Below are 23,539 nucleotides of genomic sequence, written 5' to 3'. Positions count from 1 at the left end.
GTTTAGGGGCTGTCCTCTGTCTGAAGAAGCAGCCTTTCGAGACTGTCATCATCAAAAGCGATCTCGACCACCTTGGTCAGGAGGTCGATGTAGCTGAAGCAGACATGTTCGCTGTAGGTTGGGCTTACAGGGCAGCAAACAGTAAAAACGTTGGCTGAGCAGTTTTCAAGATATCCTTCGTGTATAACCGTGCGGCGACGCCCTCCGTTTGACTTAAGCATGATACGTTGTCCAAGGCGTTCTTCCAGTTCAGCTCGGCATGAAGCCAACTCAGATTTTGCAATCAATTGCGTTTACTCCTCCAGAAAATATGTCAAAGGCACACATGTGTCCATCAAACCGCATTATACCTTGAAAAGCCAAAAAATTCAAGGCAAAAAGGCCCCGCGGAAGCCTATTCCAGAGTCATTCCGGCCACAAGGCCGCCGCCCAAAACCAGGTCGCCATCGTAAAATACAGCCGACTGCCCCGGCGCCGTGATCCGCACCGGCATATCAAAGCGGACGGTCGCCTCTCCGGCATCCGGTACTGCCTCAACTGTCGCGCCATGCGGCCTGCCTTGAGACCGGAGCTGAACCTCGGCGCGGAAGGAATCTGTCCGGGGATCAGCCAGAACCAGGTCAACCAAATGGACTTGCTTCATCAAGGCTTCATCTTCTCCGCCAAGCGTCACCGTATTTAGCAGGTGGTCCGCGGCAAGCACGGTCATGCGCCTGCCAAAAGACTGTCCAAGATGACGGCGCTGACCGATCGTATACTGCCAGCTGCCCTTGTGTTCGCCAATCACTTCTCCCGCCGGATCGAGAAAAAACCCACTTTTCTCTTCCATGCCCTGGCGGCGGAGAAAGGCCTTCAGCTGGTTTTTTTCGATAAAACAGATGTCCTGGCTGTCCCTGACTTCTGACAGGGGGCCCTGCAAGTCACCCGCCAGCCGGCGCGCGTCCTCTTTGGACAACTCCCCAAGGGGGAAAAGAATCCGCCTCAACATTGAAGAATTGAGCCGGTAAAGGAAATAGCTCTGATCGTGACGCCTGCAACCGGCGCGACCGAGCCGGATCCCCTGGGCGGTCTCGAAAATTCGCGCGTAATGGCCGGTCGCCAGGTATTGAATGCCCAGCTCATCCGCCAGTTCACTCATCAAGGCAAATTTGAAGCCGGGGTTGCACATGACGCAGGGATTGGGCGTCAGGCCGCGCTTCCAGCCTTCCATGAATGGCAGGACCACCTGCTCGTAAAAGGCCTGTCTGGCGTCAACAACCCTGTGCGGAATTTCAAGCAGCCGGGCCAGGTTGACTGCCCGCTCAACCCTCGGGCCATCCGTCCCGTCTTCCTGCCAGGTTCTCAATGTCACCGCGGTGACATGGCAACCTTGCCCCTTAAGAAGAATCGCGGCGGCCGCGCTGTCAACGCCGCCGGAAAGACCCAGCAGGACACCGCGGCCGGAAGTTTCCGGGCTGCCATTCTTTTTCCCATTCTTTTCCATGCTTACAGTCTAGGAAACAAAGCCCGGCCTGTCGAGGTTGACGGTTCCGGAAGGTGCCAACACGAAACGGGCAGGATTCCCTATCTGACCGGGGAATCAACTGCCCGTTCCTCCGAGGTGTACTTTCAAAGTACGCCTCCTTTCCTGTCCCGTCCTGGCCGCTTTGCCGGTCAAAGTCAGACGACCCCATGAACGATTCCGGCTCCAAGAATACGATTTGGTGCGTTTCTGTTGCGGTCAGCCTGCTTTTTCAATTGAAAGGGTTACGCACCCCTGGCTTCAGCTACCGCAACTGCACACGCACTTGCGCGGTCCTCGGGACACTCCATTGTTTGATTACTTTCAACTTTCCGGTGAATCCGGTGTTTCCGGATGCACATTCCCGTCTATGTAATCCAATCGAGGTTGTGGTAATCGTAGCACACCGCCAAAAATCTGTCAATATTTATCCGGGCTGAATGAATGTTTATGTGCCTGAAGATTCATTGTCCGAGGCCTGCTCCTTTTGGGCGTCGAGCGTCTCAATCTCCAAATAGATCTCCGCACGATCCAGGATTCGCTGTCGGGCAAGCGGTGAGAGGCGGTTCATGATCGCGAGCAGCCGCGCCTTCTGCTCGAGGGGAAAGAGATCCCCGCCGTCTTCGGAGTTCCATGTATCATCCAGCCAGATGGAGGCCACTGGACTCAGCAGCGCGTCATCCATCTCCTCCGCGCCGAGGATTTGATCAAGCGTTGCCCCAAACATTTCAGCCATCCGCTTGGCTGTCTTGATATCAGGGTAGTTCCTTCCGCCCTCCCATTGGCTGACGGAGGTTTGTGTGACGCCGAGCACTTCCGCCAGTTCACTTTGCGTCATATGATTCTTTCTTCTAAAAAAGCGGATCCCATTCACTGCGTTCACCTTCTTTACTCTTCTTTGCGCCCCGACCCAATCGTGTCTTTACATAACAATACACAAAGCTGATATCCTGTGGCAATTGACTTTTGCTGGCACAATAAACAGAAATTTTTCGGCCAAAACCTGTATTTGTGGTAATAATAGCGGATATTATGTTATTAATAATACAATGTGCGTTACAAATACCATGAGGGAACGGGAGTCCGAAAGAGATCGTGCTGACGCGACAAGGAGGCGAAGCGATTCAAATTGCGGAGTTCACCCGTGGAGCCTTTCGTTGATTTCATCAGATCCTGAAGAATTGAGGTCATGGCGTGATGCGTCAGAAGCGTAAAGAAATGGGATGGAATGGCCATATTGAAGTAAAGGTCGACCAGGTACTGGCGATCCTGGACGCTGGCGTCCGGCATTTCAAGCAGGATCCGGCATAAATCCGTATCAGCAATCTTTTCACAGAGGAAAAAGGGCAAATCAACCCGCAATGCCCCGCGATCGGTACAGGTGAAGCATCGGGTGGCATAAGAACCGAAGGAGAGCGCCAGGCGGAAATTTGCCGATCGTGAGATGCTCCGGGCGTTCTGCAGATAAAATGATTGCCAGTTCCTGAATACAGGTTTTTGGGGTATTCTCGCCGAAAGACTCTCCACAAGGTCCATGGCCCGGGACTCCGCACCGGCAAGGATCAGGCCGCTTCCTTCCGTTCCAAAAGAATTTTCGCCTGTTTGAAGCAGGCGCAAAAAGCCGGTTAACTGGACCAGATTTTCGAAGCGGGGCGGATTGGCAAGGGTGATGGTTTGAAAAAAAGAGGCGGCCTCTCTTTTCTCCGAATAGCCGACGTATCCCTCTTCGACACCTTCCCAAACAATTTCGGGAACCATATTTCCCATAAAACGGAAGATATGGGATGAATTTTCTACGATTTCGCCTACCCAGCAAAGATGATCCCATAAATCGGCGACACGTTGCCACTCGCGCCAAGGACCCGCCAGCAGCCAGTGAGGGCGGTCCTCCCTGTCGAAGGCTTCGTAGATAACGCAGTCCCGCTCCACCTGCCGGGCATGACAATCGCCGATACTCCAGCCACGCAACTTGTCAATCCTGTTCAACCGATCCTTCAATCGGATCAGCCCGTCGGCTGAGCAAAGAACATGCCCGCTGGGTTCCGCCATACTGCCTCTATTCTTCATACATACACAGATGGAGCGCCTCAATTATAAGGCGGTATGCACAAATAACAAAGCGCCAATTTGGCGCTTCCCGGTTGGGATACCGCCGGGCGTCCTGCGGCGCCCGGCGATGGTTTGGTCGAATCTTTTATCCCTTGCTTTTTCGCCCCGGGTATTGTTCGAGCGCGATCTCCAGGATGCGCATGGCGTCTTCGATGTCATCTGCCTTGAGCACGTAGGCGAGGCGGACCTCGTCGCGTCCCATGCCAGGCGTCTGATAGAAATTTTCAACAGGTGCCAGCATGACGGTCTTGCCTTCATGTTCAAAGTCAGTTAAAAGCCAGACAGCGAAGTCCTCTGCATTTTCAACCGGCAATTTGGCTGTCGCGTAGAAAGCCCCGCCCGGTGTTTCGCAGAGCACCCCCTCCATCTTCTGGAGTGCGTGGATCATGAGGTTTCTTCTCTTTTCATATTCCTCGCGAATGGGGATGAAGTAATCCGGGTCAAGGTCGAAGAGGGCTTTGGCACCGATCATTTCAAGGGTTGGCACGCACAGGCGGGCCTGACCAAGCTTCAGTGCCGCTGTCATGACATCCCTGTTCTTGCTTGTCAGTGAGCCGATGCGCGCGCCGCAGGCCGAGAAGCGCTTGGAAACGCTGTCAACCAGAATGACGCGGTCAAGAACATCCGTCATTGAGCCGAAGCTTGTCGCTGTTTTTCCGTCGTAGCAAAACTCGCGGTAGACTTCATCGGCAATGATAAACAGATTGCGGTCGCGCGCGATGTCCGCGACGCGCCGAACCTCTTCCCGGCTGTAGACAGCGCCCGCCGGGTTGCCCGGATTCGACAGGACGAAGGCGCGCGTTTTTTCTGTAACGAGCGCTTCGATGGTCTGGCGGTCCGGCAGGGCGAAACCATCCTGCGGATAGGTCGTAATCGGTTTCAGCTCGACCAGGTAGGGGGCGGCAAAACCACGGTAGTTGGTATAGAAAGGCTCAGGGACCAGGATCTCTTCGCCTGGGTCGCAGGCGATCAACATGGCCCATTGGAGTGCTTCGCTGCCCCCGTTTGTGATGATGATGTCCTCCGTCTCATAGGGCAGGCCGATTCTTTTGTAATAGCGTGAAATGCTTTCACGAAGCGGCTCCCATCCGTTGGAGTCCGCATAAGCGAGCACCTTGACATCCGTTTTTTTGACCGTCTCCAAAAAGATTTGGGGCGTCTCGATATCCGGTTGCCCGATATTCAAATGGTAAACTTTTGTTCCGCGCTTTTTTGCCTCATTGGCGTAAGGAACGAGCTTGCGAATCGGTGACGCCTGCATGGCGGCACTTCGGTCCGATACTTTCATCGCGATACCCCCTTGGATTAACACAAGATTTCCATCCCGGCGAACCATCGGCCGGGCGTTTGGCAAGCCCATCATAACATACCCGCCATCAAAGAAACGGCGTCCTGCGGGGACGCCGTTTCCAGCCCGGTAATCAGCTAAACCCGGCTAACGATAGGAATGGAAGAACTCATCAACCAGATCCTGATGATGGCCGAGAACAATCATATGGTGATTGGCAATGGGGCGGCTGGTAAAATAGTCCAGTCCGGAGGGAATCTCAAGCTTCATCTGCGTGCGGCAAAGATTTCCCTCATGCATGCTTTCAAGAAGGCGGGCATCCGCTGCGTAATAGGTATCAAAATCGTCCCGGCATTTGAATACGGTGCAGGCCTGGGGATCAAAATCAGCACTTACGGAAATCCCCAAACCACTTTCAAAGTGAGTGGTCAAGCCATAGTCTTTGGACATGTTGAGCGGCAGAATGCAATGCGCGAAGACAATTTTATTTTCTGCCGGGTAGAGGCGCGACGGGTTGGCCATAAAAACCGGCTGGCCGGTCAGCTCCCCGATGACCGCCATGGAGACAAGTGAGCGGCTGTCTCCCTCACAGGCTGCCCAGATTCCCTCCGCATTCAGAATGCCAAGTGCCAGACAGCCGGTAATGCAAAAAGGTTCCAGAAGATCAAAACACCGCAGGGTAAAACCGTCCAGCATATACTTGTCAACCAGCCGCCTGCAGGCGCCGTAGACTTGAAGTGCCCGCTCCATCTCCCCGCTGTCATATCCCCTGGCTTTGAGCTGGAGTGTCCATTCATTGTCCTCGTAGGTTTCCTTGGCGATCTCTTCCGTCACCTCCGGCATGGGTATATGAATGAGCTCCATGCCGGAACGTTCACGCAAAAGATCTGCGTCAACCGGGCGGCTGATCAGCCAGTCGGATTCACCCGTCACGCCCAGCCTCATACCGCGGAGCCTGTCGCGTGTTTCCGCGACCCGGATCAGGGTGCGCAGCCGGGCAGCCATTTCCTGTGGGCTTCCGTGAAGTATTTCGCCCCTCTGGCCCTGTTCGTTCAGATAGGAGAGAATCTCCATGGAGGCTGCCAGAGAATTGTGGGAGCGTGTCGTCAAGAGGATGTAGGGGCCGGGCACTCTTTCATAGACTGCCTTGAAGACCTGCTCCGATCCGCCCGATCCGATAAAAAAGAGATGGACGGACTGTCGCGAGAACACATGCTGATCTTCTGTAAAGACCAGCGGTTCGCCGAGCGCTCCGGCAATCTCTTCCAGAAAAGCGGCGCATGAAGCTGCCAGGTTGGGATCGCGGTTATCGTCAGGGGCTTTCACCAGCCAAACTGCTTTTGTCATCATTTGACCTCCTTGTTTACTTAACGATTAACAGGAAAGTCCTTCCTGCTGTCTGAGGACCATAATCGTGTCAATGTTTTTTCCTCTCAGGGACTGCCAGGATGCTTTTGAGCGGGCGAAATAGTCATCAATGGCGGCCAGCTCGACACCACGGCGAATCTTGAGGGTGGTCGTCTTGACCATGTCATGAAGGCTGAAAAAATAGGAACGGATCTCTTTGAAAGACGGCAAACCGCGGTTGATTTCCGCAATGATGGCCGCAAGGGCCTGGGACATCTCGTCTTCCGTCGGGTCACGCTGGAGTTCTTCGCGCATTTTCTCCTGGTTGACGACCACCTTGGCCGTGATCACCACGTCGCCGCCCGCCCCCTGATGGCCAAAGACAAGGGCGTCCCTGACCATTCCGTGGCGATAAAGAAGGGCTTCGATTTCTTCTGGAAAGACTTTCTTGCCGGAAGAGAGGACGATCATGGACTTGCTTCGTCCCGTGATCACAAGACTCTTCTTTCTCGTAAAACGCCCGATATCAGCCGTATGGAGCCATCCCTCCCGGTCGATTGCTTCTGCGGTCGCCTGGGGATCATCCAGGTAGCCCTTCATGACAATATCGGACCGGACCAGGATCTCGCCTTCCCCTTTGCCGTCATTGGCAATGGCCACTTCCACACCGGAAAGCGGCTGTCCGACGGTCGCGAATTCATTGACACGGGTGTTGCCGCCGCTTACGACGGGAGAGGCCTCCGTCAGGCCGTAACCGGCCAGTACCTCAATGCCGATTGCCCTGAAAAACTTCAGGGTTTCAAGCTCAACCGGCGCCGCGCCGCAAATGATATATTGCAGGCGGCCGCCCAGCTTCTTCAGAACATCTTTCATCAGCCTGCGCCGGACGTCGATCCCCATTTTGTAGAGGGCGGTAGCCAGCTTCATTCCCAGCTTGAGTTTTTTATCCTGTCCTGTTTTTGCCGCCTCACTGATCACACGTCGGTGAATGGCATCGAGGATGGCCGGCACCGCGACAATCAGGTGAACCCTGAATTCTTCAAGGTTTTTGCCGATGTAGCGTAAGCCGTCAAATACATGGATGGTTCCGCCGAAAGCTAAAACCGTCAGAAAACCGCAGGTATTCTCGAAGGCGTGATGCAAGGGCAGGATTGACAGGGTATAAAGCGGGTCGGGGAAAGACACTGAACCCAGCAGCGCCCGCAGATCGGCCACAATCGATCGATTGGTCAAAATGGCCGCTTTCGAGCTGGCACTTGTCCCCGAAGTGAAGAGAATGGCTGCGTCATCCGATGCATCAGCAGGCATCATGAGTTTAGGTTCGCCTTCAGGATCCGGCATTTGGCTGAGCAGATCATCAAGGATAAAGAGCTTGCGGTCAGCCGACTGTTCCATTTCCAGGGAGTCGCGGGTTGCTTGGGAGACGGTGCCCCGATCCATGACGACACGGTGGGTCAGATCAGGGAGATTGTCAGAGACGGCACTGACGTACGGGTGCCAGGAAGCGTCATAAACGAACATGACGGCCTGGCTGCGCTCGAGAATCGGCTCCACCTCGTCAGGCTTCAAAAGACGGTCAATGGGCACAATGACACCAAAACCCGAGGCCACGGCCAGCCAGGTCACCATCCACAGGTAACTGTTGTCACCGATCAGGGCGATCCTGCTGCCGGGCTCCAGCTGGGTCCGGAGCCATTTTTGCATTTTTGACACATCACGGGCCAGCTCACTGTAAGTCCTGGAAACAATTGCAACGTCGCGCGGACTGACGCGCCATCGAACCGCTTCGCGGTCGCCGTACAGGTTATAGCCCCGTAAAACAAGATCCCGCAACAGCTTGATGGGCGGCACGTCGTACCAGGTTTTGCCCCTGACAATCTGAAGCTTCCGGTCTGCACCGCTTGTGTCCGGATCCGGCTTCAAGGGCGATTCAATTTTTGTCATTCAGTTTCACACTCCTAGGATTAGTGGGGATAGATCATGCCGTAGAGCATCAGATGTGAAGCGGTCACGGCGGCAATCAGAATGATGGCAACAATGGCGATGAGAACTCCTGAAACGCCAAGCGATGCGCCGTCTCTTTTATGGCGCCGGGAAAGGTGGATGCCTACAGGAGTCAGTATTAAACCGAGAAGGGCGAAGAGGGCACTTCCACTTCCCAGGCCGATGGTAGCGTAAAAGTAATAATGAAGGAAAAGTTCCCTGGCGCCTTCATAGGTTAAATAGTTGGTGAATGCTTCCTTATAGAAAGGGACAAGAAAGAGGCTGAGCATGCTTAGGGTGAAGCCGAAGGCGGTAACACCCGGCACCCCGATCCGGGCCTTTTTCTGTTTCTCCTGCAGTGCTGGTGGTTGAACCGCCACGGCCGGAACAGCCTGAACAGGCGGTTCGGGAACCTGGGCCGGGGCTGGGGAGACACCCGTCAAATGACCCTGGTCAGGTTGATAGGTCTCTTCTTTCATGACATATTCCTTTCTGAATGCCTGAGGCCGATTCGATACATGCGGGTATTATCTCACAGAAATATGGCGGAAGCGTGTCCTTTGACAGCGGTCACAAATGAATCGGACAGAAAAATCGATCCGGAAACCGGCCTAAGCTTTTTTTTGAGGAAAATCCCCAAAGATCTGATCAAAAAGCTGATTGACGCTCTTCTGCGTCTCCGAGGTCAGCTGTTCGTAACGGTGCAAAAGATCAAGGCCTACAGCCGTCAGCTTGCTGCTTCCTCCCTCCTGGCCGCCCGGTTTCCTTTCAACCACCACCGCGCCAAGCTCTTCCTCCAGAAGATTCAGGATCTGCCAGCCCTTGCTGTAGGAAAGCTTCATGCGAACGCAGGCGGTCCGGACTGATCCCGTCTCATCGATCAGGCGCAGGAGGGTCGCGGGGCCCGGGCCGAAAAATACCGATTCCCTGGCAAGATTCAGCTTCAGCCGGACGCGCATGGGCAGGCCGTGTTTTTCACCCTGCAAAAACTCCAGGTCCGCAATGGCATCCCGACCGTCAAGGCGGGTTAGAATCCCCTGGTCGCCAACCTCGATCTTTTCCGGCTGTCCCGGTGACCAGCCGGCGAGATCAGCCAGGTTTTTGCCTGGCGCTTTTAGCGGAATTTCAGAAATAAGTTCGCGCCGGATGGCCAGGGGAAGCCCCTCGATTCCCTCATAAACGGGAACAGCGATGGCTTCCGTCGAGTCCAGCAGTGCCGCCAGGGTTTCCTCCTTGACGGAAGGAATCAAAGGAGTGGTGAGCAGCACCTTTTCACATCCCCGGCAGCTTCTTTCCACATAGCGGAGACCCAGCATGGCGTCGTCAAAAACCGTTGATTCTTTCCAGCCGGATTGATTCAGGCAAACAACGCTCATCCTGGCCAGATGGCGCTCCAGCCGGTCATTTTCAAATCCCGTAATAACAATAATGGGAGCGGCCCCGGCAAGCTGGAAGCGGATGATCACCCGTTCAATAAAGGTCACCTGTCCCGCCCGGATCATGGCCGGCAGCATGCGGCCTCTCTCCCCGCCGAAACCCTCCACGGCATCAGCCGGGTCAAGCGGCTTGGATGCCACGATAACCGCGGCGGCGCGCAGGGGGCGGACCGGGGTCATGCCTTCTTCTTCCGGTAGAAGGTATCCTCCATGGGAAGACTGGTCCTCATCCGGCCGTCCAGCCTGAAATAGGCATGGGCGACTGACGGTGCGATGGGGATGCAGGCCAGCTCACCGATTCCGCGGGCACCGTAGGCGACATCAACGTATCCCGGTCCCTTGACCACATACGTCTCGATTTCAGGAATCCGGTTGGCCCGGAAAAGACCGTAGGTGCCCAGCTTGAACTTGGGAATACCGCCCGGGTTGACGAAATCCTCGGTCAGGGCATATCCCAGTCCCATGACACAGCCGCCTTCGATCTGTCCCTCCACGGCGGTGATATTGACCGGTGTTCCGACATCGTAGGCTCCTACCATCTTCTGAATTTCACCTTTTTCATCCGGTATGGCCACTTCGCAGCCGTAGCTGTAGCCAATGTGGCTGATCGGGTGCTCCTTGGGTGAGCCCAGCGGATCCGTGGGAGGGCCGAACTCACCGAAGAATTCCATGCCTTCCATCTTGGACAGATCGCCCCCGACCGCGTCAAGCGCTCTTTTCAAGTCCTGGGCCGCCTGCCGGGTTGCTTCCCCGGTAAAAAGAGTCTGGCGGGAGGCCGTGCTGGTTCCGGCGTCCGGGGTACGGTCCGTGTTGGGCAGTTCGAAAACTGTGTCGGTCACGTCGCAGCCCAGTGTCTGACAGACGACGGCGGTCACCACCTGGGCGACTCCCTGCCCCGAGCAGGCAGCAGAGGTGCGGATATGGACCTTCCCCTTTTCAACTGACAGCGTGCAGCGACCGAAGTCAGGAACCCCGACACCCAGGCCGCTGTTCTTAAAGCTGCAGGCGATGCCCGCATAGGGGCTGGATTGATAGGCTTCCTTGACCGCTTCCAGGCATTCAGCAATACCGCAGCTTGGATCCACAATCTGGCCGTTGGGCAGCACATCTCCCGGCCTGACCACATTGAGATAGCGGAATTCCCAGGGATCCATGCCGCACTTTTCCGCCAGCAGATTCAGGTTGCATTCCATGGCGTAGCAGCTTTGGGTGACGCCAAAACCCCGGAAGGCGCCTGATACAACATTGTTGGTGTAGACGGCCTTGCCCGAAATATCGATATTCTGGAAATTGTAGGGTCCGGCTGCGTGGGTGCAGGCCCGCTGGGTGACGGGGCCTCCCAGTGAGGCATAGGCTCCGGTATCGGCGACAATCTCTGCGATCAGGGCCGTGATCCGTCCTTTTTCATCACAGGAGGTAGTCATCTTCATGGTCATGGGGTGCCGCTTCGTGTGGACGATGGTGCTCTCATAGCGTGACAGCCTCACATTGACACGGCGTCCCGTTTTCCAGGCCAGCAGGGCGGCATGGTGCTGCACGCTCATGTCCTCGCGGCCTCCAAAAGCGCCGCCGACCAGGCCTGACTGAATATGCACGCGCTCCGGTTCGATCATCAGCATCTCCGACACTTCACGCTGCTCATCATAGATCGATTGGGAGGCGGTAATCAGATGGACTCCGCCGTCTTCGGAAGGCCATCCGATGGCGCATTCCGGCTCCAGGAAGGCATGTTCCTGCCAGGAAACACGGTAGGTCTCCGTCACCACATGCGCCGCCTCGGCAACGGCCTTGTGGGCATCTCCGCGAATCAGCCGTTCGCTTGACAGGATGTTGCCTTTTTCGTGGATTTTCGGGGCATCCTCCTTCATGGCCTCAAAGGGATCCAGAATTGGTTCCAGCTCGGTGTAATCAACTTCAATCAGATCGAGGACCTCCTGGAGGCTTTCGCGTTTACCTGTGGCGACCAGGGCAACCGAGTCACCGATATAGCGCGTCACTCCCCCTTCCGGAATCATGACATCCCAATCCCGGACGATGTGACCGATGGTGTTGTTGGGCACGTCGGCCGCGGTCAGAACAGTGATGCAGTCAGGGTGCTCCAATGCCTTCGAAATATCGATCCGGTTGACGCGGGCACGCGGGTAAGGTGTGCGCAGTGCCCGTCCGTAGACCATATCGTCAAATCGGTAATCATCAGGAAACCTGCCGGTCCCCAGAACTTTCTCCATGACATCAATGCGCTGGGACCGGTCGCCGACCCGGATCTCAGTATCGGCGGCGGGAACCGCTTTGTCCTCCCGGAAAAACTCAGCCGCCATCCCAATGGCATCGATGATTTTTTTATAGCCGGTGCAGCGGCAGAGATTGCCTGTGATGGCCTTTTTAATCTCATCCCGGCTGGGGTTGAGGTTGTTATCGAGGAGAACCTTGGCAGCCAGGACCATGCCGGGTGTGCAAAAACCGCACTGGACCGCACCGCACTCGGCAAAGGCGTGAACGTAAACTTCTTTTTCACGGGGAGACAATCCTTCGACTGTGGTAATGCCGGATCCATCAAAGCGCGACACATTCATGATGCAGGATTTGACAAGTTTTCCATCCGCGATGACCGAACAGGTGCCGCAGGTGCCTTCACTGCAACCATCCTTGACAGACGTCAGGCCCAGGTCGTCCCGCAGGAAATCGATCAGCCGCTTGTCTTGTGAAAGGCTGTAATTTTGCCGGTTGACGGTTAAAGTCCAAGGCATGTTTGCTTCCTCCTTCGTTGGTCCTTCATACCATAACTCTTGCTCTTTGAATCAGTGGATGTCCATGTCGGGCAGCTGCCTTCTGAGGTACCGGCCATCCGCTTCCTCCCTCACAATCTTACCAGAAACAACTTTGCGGCAGCCCCGCAGGAATACGTCCCGCACCCTGCCCTTGAGCGGGAAGTTTTCGTAGGGGGTGTAGTCGCAGTTTTCGTGAAGATCCTCCGACCTGACCGTCCATTCCGGCTCGGGGTCGAAGACGACAATATCGGCATGACTGCCCGGCTGCAGAATGCCCTTGCGCGGGTACAGACCGAAATATTTGGCCGCGTTGGTTGAAGTGATCTCGGAAAAACGGTTGATGTCCATCCGGCCGCGGGCGACGCCAAAACTGTAGAGCAGATGATAGCGCAGCTCAATACCCGGCGCGCCATTGGGAATTTTCGAGAAATCGCCCCTGCCCATCTCTTTTTGGCCTTTGAAGTTGAAGGAGCAGTGATCGGTGCCGACGAACTGAATTTCACCGGAGGCCAACCCGCTCCAGAGGGCCTCCTGGTCCCGGCGCTCACGCAGCGGCGGGCTCATGACAAACTTGGCCGCCTCAAAGTCATCATTGGACGGGCCGCCGTAGCGGGAAGAATCCAGAAGCAGGTACTGCGGACAGGTCTCGACAATAACATGAATGCCGCGGTCCCTGGACCGCCGGACGGCGCCGAGGCCCCTGGCGGTTGAAAGATGGACGATGTGGTGATTGGCATGGAGGAGATGATTGACTGCCTCCAGCCGGACAATGGCTTCCTCCTCCAGTTCAGGCGGCCGGGTGATTTGATGGTAATAAGGCGACAGGTGCCCCAGTTCACGTTCACGGCGGACCAGCACATCGATCAGCAGTCCGTTTTCACAATGAAAACCGATGGTGGCCCCCAACCGCTGCGCCTCCTCCAGGGCATCATAAATCTGGTCTTCCTGGACCATCATGTTGTTTTTGTAGGCCATATACATCTTGAAGGAAGTGACACCCCCCTCGACGACCGATTCCATTTCTTCTTTCAGGCCCTGGTTCCATTCGGTCAGGGCCATATGAAAGCCGTAGTCGATGGCACACTTGCCGTCCGCCTTCTGGTGCCAGCACCTTAAGCCCTCTGCCATGGTTTCGCCGTGAAACTGGGTGGCAAAATCAATGACTGTGGTCGTTCCCCCGGCCAGGGCTGCCCGGGTGCCGCTGGCAAAATCATCAGCGGTCACGGTACCCATGGATTCCAGCTGGAGGTGTGTATGGGTCTCGATGCCGCCCGGCAGCAGATAAAGACCGCGGCAGTCGAGGACCTCTTCCTGATCTTCCGGGGTCAAGTCACCGATTGCCTCAATGGATTCGCCTTTGATCCGGATACTGCCCCGCAGGGTCTCGTCGGGAAGGACAATAAAGCCGTCCTTGAGCAATACAGATTCTTCCATTCTTATCCTCTTGGATTGATCAGGCACCCCGTGGATCCGGGGTGCCCCGGTTTTCTACAGCTTGGGCCAGATAGCCGCGGCCCGTTCTGCCGCATGGGCGAAGATCTTCTCTTCGTCGACCGTCAGGATTTCGCGGTTTCTCATGACAATCCTGCCGTTGATCATCACGTCGCGGGTCATACGGCCGTAGCCGCCAAAGAGCAGGTGGCCTTTCCAGTTGTCAGCGCCGAAAGGTGTGAAGGGATAATAGTCGAGTGTAATCAGATCGGCATAAGCCCCTTCCTTTAAAACACCGAGTGGCCGCCTGAAGTGGAGGGCAGCGATGGCCGGGTTGCCTTCATATTGCAGTTTCAGGGCCTGGGCAAAACCGACCGTCGGATCGGACAGACGGTGCGACTGCAGGATCTTTGAGACCTTGATGGACTCAAACATATCGTGGGTGTAGGCATCTGTGCCCAAACCCAGGCGGATCCCGCGGCGCAGCATGCCGAGAACCGGAGTGGCCCCGACCGCATTGCCCATGTTGGACATGGGATTGTGGACAACCGTCGTATCTGTTTCCGCCAGGATATCGAGTTCACGTCCGTTGACATTAACGGCGTGAACCGCGATTGACCTGGGGCCCAGCAGACCCCAGCCCAACAGCCGCTCCGTCACTCGCATATCGTACTTCTTCAGGCTGTCATACTGGTCCTCCCGGCCCTCACCGACATGGATGTGGTATCCTGCATCAATGCCTTCCATGGCGGTCCTGACCTTTTCCATGGTCTTGTCTGAAATCGTGAAGGAGGCATGCATGCCGAACATGCCTTTGACCATATCCTGTTCGTCCGTGTTCATGGCTTTGATGAAATCGACATTTTCCTTGATTTCCTGTTCGGCTACTTTGACGCCGTCGCGGTCGGAAAGTTCCATGGAAAAAGAGCCGCGGATGCCAATGGTCTTTGCCGCTTCAGCCAAGGTGAAAAGTGAACCCTCCACGGCATGGGGGCTGGCGTGATGATCAAAGAGGGTCGTCACACCGTTGCGAATACTGTCAATGTAGGTCGTATAGGCAGACAGTTCATTGTCTTCCATGGTCAGGCTGCGGTCCAGCGCCCACCAGAGGTTTTTCAGAATCTCAGGAAAGTTCCGTGTCGGCTTGGACACGCCCATTCCCCGGGCGTAGGAACTGTAAATGTGTGTGTGGGCGTTGATCATGCCCGGCATAATGACGCGTCCCTCCGCGTCCAGCACCTCGTCATCGGGGTATTGTTCTTTCAGGTCGTCAAAGTTGCCGACCGCGTCGATAAGCTCACCGGCTACACGCACGGCGCCTTTTTCAAAATAGGGGTGATCCGGGTCATTGGTCACCAGTCTTCCATTACCGATAATCATTTTGCTCCCTCCTGTCTGCCGGCAGTTCAGGGCTGCCTGCAATCCTGTTCATTCTTCAATAACCAGGGAAATTTGTTGGCAACAGCCGTTACAACCGCTGCCATCCGGTCACCTGCCTTGGCCGCCAGTTCATCCTGCCCCACATCATAAACACGGCCCCGGTCGTCACGGATCCGATACAGGCCTTGTTCAAGCTGCAGGAAGCCCGTATTGTCTGAATCGGCAAAATCCGCCCCGTTCCAGAAAACTGTTAACTTATCCTTGTAAGGTTTGCCGGCATGGGGGCAGAAGGTGGCGCAATTGCCGCATTCGTTGCACATGCCGTCAATATGGACGATCTGTTCCGCGTTGACAAAACCGGCAACCGGTATGGCCACATTGGCCCGGTTGGGGCAAACTTCCGTACAGATACGGCAGACCTGGTCGCAGATCAGGCAGCGGAGGCCTTCTTCGGAAGGCAATCGTGCCGACGCAAGTTCCCCGCGGCGCTCGAGAATGACTGCCTCGTCAACAGGAACCGGGACATGGATGAAGTCGTGATCCAGACCTTCCCTGGCCAGAATGTGGAGAGCCGCTTTTTTGGCGTCTCCCATCGCAGCCACAACGGTCGAGGGTCCCCGGCGGCAGTCACCGGCCAGGTAGACGCCATCGATGGAGGATTCCATGTATTCCGACAACCGGGGGTTGCCGTCACGGTCCGTGGCCACGCCCAATTTTTCAAAAAGACCCTTGTCGACGCGGGCGCCGGTAGCCCCGATCACCGTATCAAACTCCAGGGTTTCAAATTCACCTGTGCCGATCGAGGAACGGCGGCCCGATTCGTCGAAGGCACCCAATTTTTGTCTTTCACAGACCAGATTTTTCCCGTCATAGCTGACTGGAGCCAGGAGTTCCAGCCAGCCGACGCCCTCTTTCATGGCCTCATCGAATTCGTCTTGACTGGCGGGCGCGGACATTTCCGTCCGGCGGTAGACGATGATCACCTCCGGATCCCCCGGCATCCGTTTGGCGAGCCGTGCCGTATCCATGGCGACATCGCCCGCCCCGATGACTGCAATCCGTCTGCCCAGGCTGCGGGGCCCTTTTTCCTTGACAGCGGTCAAAAAGTCCAGGGCATCCAGCACCAGCTCTCCGCCTTCTTTGACGGGCGGACGGCCTTCGGCCCAGGCCCCAGTCGCGACAATGACATAGTCATAGCTTTTTTTCAGTTGATGCAGATCGAAATCCGGGCTGGCGCCGAAATGGAAAGTGACGCCCGTTGCTTCAACCAGACGGAAGTCGCGGTCAATTTCCTCTTCGCTGATCCGGAAGGAGGGAATGGCATAGCGGACAATACCGTGGGAGGCGGCCCGCTTTTCGTAGACATGGGTTTCGATTCCGTTTCGCCTCAGATAATAAGCTGCGGCCATGCCGCCGGGACCCGCCCCGATCACACAGGCTTTACTGCCGGTTCTCAAAGGGTTGACGGTCATTTTTTCGATGTAAGCGTCCTGGGCCTCATCCGCCGCCTCCAGTTTGATTTCTCTCATGTGAAGGGAGACATCGTAATCCAGCCGGGTACATTTTTCCCTGCAGGGCTGGGCACACAGAACTCCCGTAATGGTCGGGCAGGCATTGTCAATGGCGATAACCTGCATGGCCTGATCGTATTCGCCCCTGGCAACCAGGGTATTGTACTCGGGAATCTGCTGTCCGATCGGGCAGCCGCCGTCCTTGCAGGGCGCCTTGTAGCAATCATAGAGCGGCAGTTCAGATGCCGTTTTTCTGGAGGCAACTTTTTCCCGCCAGCGTTTTTGCATGCGGGGGTCGGCCACCATTTTCGCCGCCAGTTTCTCCAGCTTGAACAGGTCAATCCTGCCGCCCGGGCCCAGCAGATTTTCCGTTTGACGGGCCATCTGGCCCAAGCGCATGTAACCGCCTGGTTTTAGGAGTGTCGTCGCGACGGTGACGGGGCCGATCCCCACCTCCAGCAGGTCCTGCAGATTGAAGGCATCGGCGCCGCCCGCGAAGGAGACCGGCAGTCTGCCTTCAAAGGCGCGCGACAGTTTGAGGGCCAGATTGATGGTCAAAGGCATGAGGGCCCGGCCCGACATATACATTTCCTCAGACGGCACCTCGCCGCGCGCCACATCGACCGGGCAGGTATTGGAGAGCTTGACGCCGAAAGCCAGCTTTTCTTCTTCAGCCACAGCCAGCATGCGGGTGAAAATCCCCACCGCGTCGGGATACTGCAGATCGGCCAGGAAGTGTTTATCTGGAAAGGCAATATAGTCGTAGCCGAGGTCATCCAAGGTCCGGCGCACAAATTCATAACCCAGCATGGTGGGATTGCACTTGACAAAGGTGTGAACCTTTTTTTCGGTCAGCAGGTAATGGGCAATCCGTTCAATCTCATCCGGCGGACAGCCGTGGAGGGTTGACAGGGTTGCCTGGCGGCAGATATGCGGGGAAATTGCATCGAGATCTTTTTCAACCACTCTCTCAAACAGACCCGGGTGGTCTTTCAGGTAGCCGATGGATTCCCGGAAAAGAGGAATCTGTGAGGCGTCTTTCAAGCCCTCGATAAAAGCATCCATTTTTGGAAGTTTGATGCCCTCCAGGTCGTAGCCCACACTCATGTTGAAAGCAAAATCATTACCGTCGGACAGGCCGAATTCAAGTGCCAGCACCTTGATGGCAATCCAGGCCTTGACGTATTCGTCAAAGGCCTGCTCAACGGTCAGTTCCGTTGACCATTCGCAGTTGTAGCACTCGTCCTCTGCATTGATGCAGGGCTTGGCCACCGCTTGACGGATCTCTTCACCGTCCATTTTTTGAACCGTTTTCAATTCAATGAAGCGCGCGCCTGCCAAGTAGGAAACAATGATATTTTGGGCCAGCTGTGAATGGGGGCCTGCGGCCGGCCCGATCGCGGACGCGATCCGGTCACCAAAGGGGGTGACAAAACGGTTCCCCGACCGGTTTTCATAGAACTTGCTCTTGTCAAGTCCGAAAACCCTTCCCTGTTTTTTGTATTCGCTGAGGCTCCACTCGATTAGATTGGCAAAACTGATGGGTCTCATTATGTCGCTCATGATTGGCCACCCCTCCCTGGTTGGAATTTTTTGTACAGCTGCCTGTTCCGGAGACAAAGCGGCTGGTCTTTAGTTTACCAGTTTTGCCCCACCCTATCCGGATGAAGAAGCCGGGACTTCACTGCGGAAGTCCCGGCTCCGGGTTTCGAAAGGCAATCTGCCTCAGGCTTCTTTGGTGATGTCCACGTACAGCTTGGGCATGACGCTGTAGATGGCCGCGCAGCGGACCAGATCCTCTTTCCAGGTGATTTCGTTGGGTGCGTGTGCCTGGGCTTCCTTGCCGGGGCCCAAGCCGATGCAGGGTATGCCATGCCGGCCCATGATGGCCACGCCGTTGGTTGAGAAAGTCCACTTGTCGACTTTGGGAGCACCGTAGAGTTCGGTGTAGGCATCCACAAGCGCCCGGGTCTGGGGGGCGTCCCCGGGAATGACCCAGGTGGGGAAGAAGCATTCCTGCTCGTAAACAAAACCGGTCCAGGACGGGCGGTCATACTTGTACATGGTGACGACAGCGCCGTGCTTTTTGACCGAGGGCAGGGCTTCAATCTCAGCGATTGCCGATTCCCAGGTCTCTCCCCAGGTCAGGCGGCGGTCCAGCGAGATGGCGCAGCTGTCCGCAACCGCACAGCGGGAAGGCGAGGTGTAGAAAATCTGAGAGGTGGTGACCGTTCCCTTGCCCAGGAAGGGGTCATCCTTCAGATGGTTGTTCAGTTCTTCGATTTCCTTCAGGATATCGGCCATCTTGTAAATGGCATTTTCACCGCGCTCCGGCGCAGAGCCGTGACAGGAAATACCCTTGACTTCGACACGGATTTCCATCCGCCCGCGGTGGCCCCGGTAGACATGCATGTCGGTCGGCTCGGTCGAAACGACAAACTCGGGTTTAATCTTTTCGTTTTCGATCAGGTGGAGCCAGCACATGCCGTCGCAATCTTCCTCCTGGACGGTGCCGGTGACCAGCAGCGTCACGTCATCATCGATCAGGCCCAGGTCCTTGGCCATGCGGACACCATACACAGAGGACACCACACCGCCCAGCTGATCTGAAGCACCGCGTCCACCGACCTCGGTCTCATTCTCATAGCCCTCGTAGGGATCAAATTTCCAGTTGGTAATCTCACCGATGCCAACCGTGTCAATGTGGCCGTCGTAGGCAATGATGCGGTCGCCCGTCCCCATCCAGCCGAGTACGTTGCCAAGCTGGTCAAACTCGACTTTGTCATAGCCCAGTTTTTCCATCTCTTCTTTAATCCGGCGCGCCACGCCTTCTTCTCCGCAGCTCTCACCGGGGATCCTGATCAGGTCGCGAAGGAATTTAACCATATCTTCTTTGTAGCTCTCAGCTACTTGACGTATGCGATCGTAATCAATTGCAGTTTTTGCCATCTTGGGTATTCTCCTTATTTCAGTAATTTGACTTGATTGACGACTGCCCCGGCTTCTTTGTCATTCCCGGGGCAGTCATTAAACAATTGTTTCAACCCTTGTCGGCCCAGCGGGGGGAGGCACTGTTCCAGAGTTCTTCGAGCTTCGCGCCGGGGTGCCTGATCTTCTGGAGGAAAATCATGGCCGCGATGATGTAAGGCTTGTAGCTGGCCTCTTTGTAGAGGGGAATCCGGTAGCGGTCGAAGACGGAAGCGTCCACTTCGCCTTCCTCGCATGAGACCCCGGAAATATCCGCCGGCAGGCAGTGCATGTAAAGTGCCTTGCCACCGCGGGTCAGCTTCATCATGTCTTCTGTGCAGGCCCAGTCCTTGTGCTGCGCGTTTTGGGCCAGCAGCTCCTGTTCCAGGGCCTTGATCCCCGCCTGATCGCCCTTGGCGTAAAGGTCGGTGCGGATTTCCATGGCCTTGAAAGGTGCCCAGCTTTTCGGATAGACAATATCGGCATCTTTGAAGGCTTCCTCCATGGATGCGGCACGTGTGAACTTGCCGCCGTAAAGTTCTTCATTTCGTCTGGCAACATCTTCAATATCGTCCATGATGTCATAGCCTTCCGGATGCGCCAGCACCACCTCCATGCCAAAGCGGGTCATAAGGCCGACGATTCCCTGGGGAACCGACAGGGGTTTGCCATAGGAAGGCGAATAGGCCCAGGTCATGGCAAGCTTTTTACCTCTCAGATTTTCGACACCGCCGAATTCGTGGATGATGTGGAGGGCATCGGCCATGGACTGGGTCGGGTGGTCAATGTCACATTGCAGGTTGACCAGGGTCGGCCGCTGCTCCAGCACGCCATCCTCATAGCCTTCCCTGACATATTCCGAAACGCTCTTCATGTAGGTATGGCCTTTGCCAATGTACATGTCATCGCGGATGCCAATGACGTCCGCCATAAAAGAAATCATATTGGCTGTCTCTTTGACAGTCTCACCGTGCGCGATCTGTGATTTACCCTCGTCGAAGTCCTGGACTTGCAGGCCCAGGAAATTGCAGGCCGAGGCGAAAGAGAACCTGGTCCTCGTCGACTGGTCGCGGAAGAGGGAGATGCCCAGGCCCGAGTCAAAAATCCGGGCGCTTCTATTGTTCTCACGGAGCTCACGCAGGGCGTCGGCGACCGTGAAGAGAGCCATAATCTCATCCTGGGATTTATCCCAGGTCAAAAAGAAATCATCCTGGTACAATCCCTTGTAGTCGTAGCCTTCCAGCTCTTTGATCAGTTCATTGATTTTCATTTTCTGATTCATTCCTCCCAAATCAGGCTTGCTGGATCACATGTTGGCGAGCACGCCGGTGCGTTCGTTGAACTCCATGGTCAGCCGGTCGATTTCATCGGCCTGCTTATGGAGATCGTCCCAGTAATGTTCGTCATACCACTGCGCGTTCAGTTCTTCCAAGGTGCGGCCCTGCTGCTCGACCCAGGTGTAGTACTTGAGATTGTGGACGCGCTTGCGGGTGATGTAAGTGAATTCCTCCATGTTATCTGTTTTCATGGACATGAGGTTGTGCCAGTAATCGCGCGCTGCCAATTCCTCGGTGTAAGGTCCCTCCGCCTCTTCGAGCTCGACCAGGCGGGACTGGTACATCTCGGCCGAGTCGGTCGCCACCGTGAGCAGAACGTCATTCTCCGTGAGTTCATAGTACTTGGCCATCTTGATGGCGCCGAGAATGTTGGCGATCCCGCTGATGCCCAGCAGGGGCAGCTGCTTCAAAAATTCGTCCGTCAGTCCGGATTGTTTCCTGAGGTATTCGTGCCCGACTTCCTCGTTGAAGAGGCGGAGCAGATTCTGCGAATTATTGTCGTCAATGGCAGCGACCAGATCAGTATTTTTTATGTTGTGGACAAAGGGGATGTGCTTGTCGCCGATTCCCTCGATGCGGTGACGGCCGAAACCATTGTTGAGGATGGTGGGGCACTGCAACGCCTCGCCCACGGCCACTTTGATGCGCGGATAATGGTCCTTCAGATAGTCGCCTGCGCTCATGGTGCCTGCGCTGCCGCTGGTAAAGAAAACCCCGAAAAGGCGTGAGTTTTCAGTTTTGACTTCTTCGTAGACTTCTTCGAGGGCCGGGCCCGTTACGTGGTAGTGCCAAAGAACATTGCCCATCTCCTCAAACTGGTTGAAGATGACGGCATCGTGGCGGGTCCGCCGGATTTCCTTGACTTTTTCAAAGATTTCGTAAACGTCACTTTCACAGCCGGGAGTTCCGATCACTTCGTCAGCGATATTTTGAAGCCAGTTGAAACGCTCAACACTCATCTCGACCGGAAGGATCGCGATTGACTTGCAGCCCAGAAGTTTGGAGTTAAAAGCGCCGCCGCGGCAGTAGTTGCCGGTTGACGGCCAGACAGCCCAGTTATGGTAAGGGTCGAACTGACCCGTCACAAGACGGGGGACCAGGCAGCCGTATGAAGCACCGACTTTGTGGCAGCCGGTCGGGAACCACTTGCCGACCATGGTAAAGACCCGGGCCTTGACACGCGTGAGTTCGCGGGGGATTTCGATGTAGTTGACCCCTCCGTATTCACCGCCGTCGCGCCTGGGTTCATTTTTCCAGGTAATGCGGAACAAGTTGAGGGGATCGACTTCATCGGTCCCGACCTGGTGAAGCGCTTTTTTAATTTTGTCGGGTACATTTTTAACGGGATCGCGCAGCTGCGCGAAGGTGGGGATGATAATTTTGTTCTCGCGCGCGCGTTTTACCGCGTTTTCGAGCGCGTCCTTATGGATCGTGAGATCGATCATTGTTTCTCTCCTTGCTTAGTGATGATTGATGATAATTGGGACTCGGGATCTTCGCAAAAACCCAAACCTCAGAAAGTATAGCACATAATATTGTAGTAAAGAGCAGCCTCTGGCGATGCAAATAATTAAGGCGCATTTGTTACATATCCCCGGGGATTCTGAAGCCCATTCCCTCACCCGGTCATTTCTTCCTCCTGCGCACGCCTGTTGAGCCTGTTGTACATGAGAATACCCGCAAGCGCGACCAATCCCGTGACAAGGAAAACAAGAACCGCATAGATGTAATTTTGAGAGCCGAGCAGGCCGCCGCTCACAGTCGATGTGACGACGGAGAGGAGCCTGGCGGAAATAATGATCAGCCAGCTTGACAGCCTTATCGGTGTCAGCCCTGCCAGGTAGGTCAATATGTCCTTGGGGGTTCCCGGCAGGAAAAGAAGAATGTAAAGCAAAATATTGAGTTGGCCCGGTCTTCGGAACAAGCGGACCTGGTCGATCTTTTCCGGCTCAAAAAACAATTCGATCACCGGCCGCCCAAAACGCTTGACCAGAAGGAAAATCAGGATACTGGCTGCATAGATGGCGGCCATGCAAATCAGTGTCCCCTCAACGACGCCAAAAGCATAGCCTGCCGCCAATTCAAAGGGTTCTCCCGGGATGATGGCGATCACAACCTGCATGAAGTTGGCCAAAAAGAAAACCAATCGGCTGGAAACAGGATGCCTTGAAACCATGGCGCGAACCTTGATGGGGTCGGAGAAAAAATCAATGGCTGCCTCACCCCAGTAAAGATAGATCAGCACGGAGGCAACAAGGGTCAGAATCAGGATGCCGATCGTCAGGGAACGCTGAAAGATCCGCCTGCGGCGTGCCGCGTACAAAGTGCAGGCGTGACCGATATTCACTTTTGATCCGGATCGGTCGTGTGCCGTCATCATCGGCATGTCTTCTTTCAGTCTTCGACTAAGTAGCTTGTGGCGCACGATGTCATTCTACCACGCAGGCAGGTCATTCGTTTCTTCCACCGTCCGTTCAGGAT

17 protein-coding genes are annotated in these 23,539 nt (G+C 55.6%); all 17 read right to left on the bottom strand.

Annotated features, from left to right (window positions below):
- Positions 1-2: 2 nt before the first annotated feature.
- The 17 genes from GX839_02100 to GX839_02020 all read right to left on the bottom strand — a co-directional run bounded on the left by GX839_02100 (position 3) and on the right by GX839_02020 (position 23,438).
- Entirely contained in the window at positions 3-287 is a 285-nt protein-coding gene (locus tag GX839_02100) for a hypothetical protein (GenBank protein ID NLB04261.1), read from the bottom strand.
- A 107-nt stretch (positions 288-394) separates the two neighbouring features.
- Complete coding sequence (gene mnmA, locus GX839_02095) at positions 395-1,483, bottom strand: tRNA 2-thiouridine(34) synthase MnmA (protein NLB04260.1); 1,089 nt, start codon at positions 1,481-1,483, stop codon at positions 395-397.
- Positions 1,484-1,949: 466 nt separating this feature from the next.
- The gene (locus GX839_02090) at positions 1,950-2,339 is read right to left on the bottom strand and encodes a helix-turn-helix transcriptional regulator (protein NLB04259.1); all 390 of its coding nucleotides are present in this window, start codon (positions 2,337-2,339) and stop codon (positions 1,950-1,952) included.
- Positions 2,340-2,557: 218 nt separating this feature from the next.
- Positions 2,558-3,550: a hypothetical protein gene (locus tag GX839_02085; GenBank protein ID NLB04258.1), complete on the bottom strand. Its 993-nt coding sequence runs from the start codon at positions 3,548-3,550 to the stop codon at positions 2,558-2,560.
- Between the two features lie 145 nt (positions 3,551-3,695).
- Entirely contained in the window at positions 3,696-4,898 is a 1,203-nt protein-coding gene (locus GX839_02080; protein NLB04257.1) for a pyridoxal phosphate-dependent aminotransferase, read from the bottom strand.
- 147 nt (positions 4,899-5,045) lie between these two features.
- On the bottom strand, positions 5,046-6,245 hold the full coding sequence (locus tag GX839_02075; protein ID NLB04256.1) for a hypothetical protein: 1,200 nt from the start codon (positions 6,243-6,245) through the stop codon (positions 5,046-5,048).
- Positions 6,246-6,272: 27 nt separating this feature from the next.
- Entirely contained in the window at positions 6,273-8,189 is a 1,917-nt protein-coding gene (locus GX839_02070; protein NLB04255.1) for an AMP-binding protein, read from the bottom strand.
- Between the two features lie 20 nt (positions 8,190-8,209).
- Complete coding sequence (locus GX839_02065) at positions 8,210-8,707, bottom strand: hypothetical protein (GenBank protein ID NLB04254.1); 498 nt, start codon at positions 8,705-8,707, stop codon at positions 8,210-8,212.
- Positions 8,708-8,839: 132 nt separating this feature from the next.
- Positions 8,840-9,844 carry an NTP transferase domain-containing protein gene (locus GX839_02060; GenBank protein NLB04253.1) on the bottom strand — a complete coding sequence of 335 codons (1,005 nt, stop codon included), beginning with the start codon at positions 9,842-9,844 and terminating at the stop codon, positions 8,840-8,842.
- Positions 9,841-12,411, bottom strand: a complete 2,571-nt coding sequence (gene xdh / locus GX839_02055) for a selenium-dependent xanthine dehydrogenase (protein NLB04252.1) — start codon at positions 12,409-12,411, stop codon at positions 9,841-9,843. Before xdh ends, GX839_02060 begins: the two co-directional genes overlap by 4 nt.
- A gap of 51 nt (positions 12,412-12,462) precedes the next feature.
- Positions 12,463-13,866, bottom strand: a complete 1,404-nt coding sequence (gene hydA / locus GX839_02050) for a dihydropyrimidinase (GenBank protein ID NLB04251.1) — start codon at positions 13,864-13,866, stop codon at positions 12,463-12,465.
- Positions 13,867-13,920: 54 nt separating this feature from the next.
- Positions 13,921-15,243, bottom strand: coding sequence for a putative aminohydrolase SsnA (gene ssnA, locus GX839_02045; protein NLB04250.1), 1,323 nt, complete (start codon positions 15,241-15,243; stop codon positions 13,921-13,923).
- Positions 15,244-15,269: 26 nt separating this feature from the next.
- The gene (gene ygfK, locus GX839_02040; protein NLB04249.1) at positions 15,270-18,317 is read right to left on the bottom strand and encodes a putative selenate reductase subunit YgfK; all 3,048 of its coding nucleotides are present in this window, start codon (positions 18,315-18,317) and stop codon (positions 15,270-15,272) included.
- A gap of 162 nt (positions 18,318-18,479) precedes the next feature.
- Positions 18,480-19,688: a YgeY family selenium metabolism-linked hydrolase gene (locus tag GX839_02035; protein NLB04248.1), complete on the bottom strand. Its 1,209-nt coding sequence runs from the start codon at positions 19,686-19,688 to the stop codon at positions 18,480-18,482.
- 106 nt (positions 19,689-19,794) lie between these two features.
- Positions 19,795-20,991, bottom strand: a complete 1,197-nt coding sequence (gene ygeW, locus GX839_02030; protein NLB04247.1) for a knotted carbamoyltransferase YgeW — start codon at positions 20,989-20,991, stop codon at positions 19,795-19,797.
- Between the two features lie 36 nt (positions 20,992-21,027).
- The gene (locus tag GX839_02025; protein ID NLB04246.1) at positions 21,028-22,503 is read right to left on the bottom strand and encodes a pyridoxal-phosphate dependent enzyme; all 1,476 of its coding nucleotides are present in this window, start codon (positions 22,501-22,503) and stop codon (positions 21,028-21,030) included.
- A 173-nt stretch (positions 22,504-22,676) separates the two neighbouring features.
- Positions 22,677-23,438 carry a TVP38/TMEM64 family protein gene (locus GX839_02020; GenBank protein ID NLB04245.1) on the bottom strand — a complete coding sequence of 254 codons (762 nt, stop codon included), beginning with the start codon at positions 23,436-23,438 and terminating at the stop codon, positions 22,677-22,679.
- Positions 23,439-23,539: the final 101 nt, after the last annotated feature.

The organism is Fastidiosipila sp., from assembly GCA_012511175.1.
Classification (GTDB): domain Bacteria; phylum Bacillota; class Clostridia; order Saccharofermentanales; family DTU023; genus UBA4923.
Note: the sequence above shows the minus strand (reverse complement) of the source record. Positions and strands in the feature narration are given on the sequence as shown.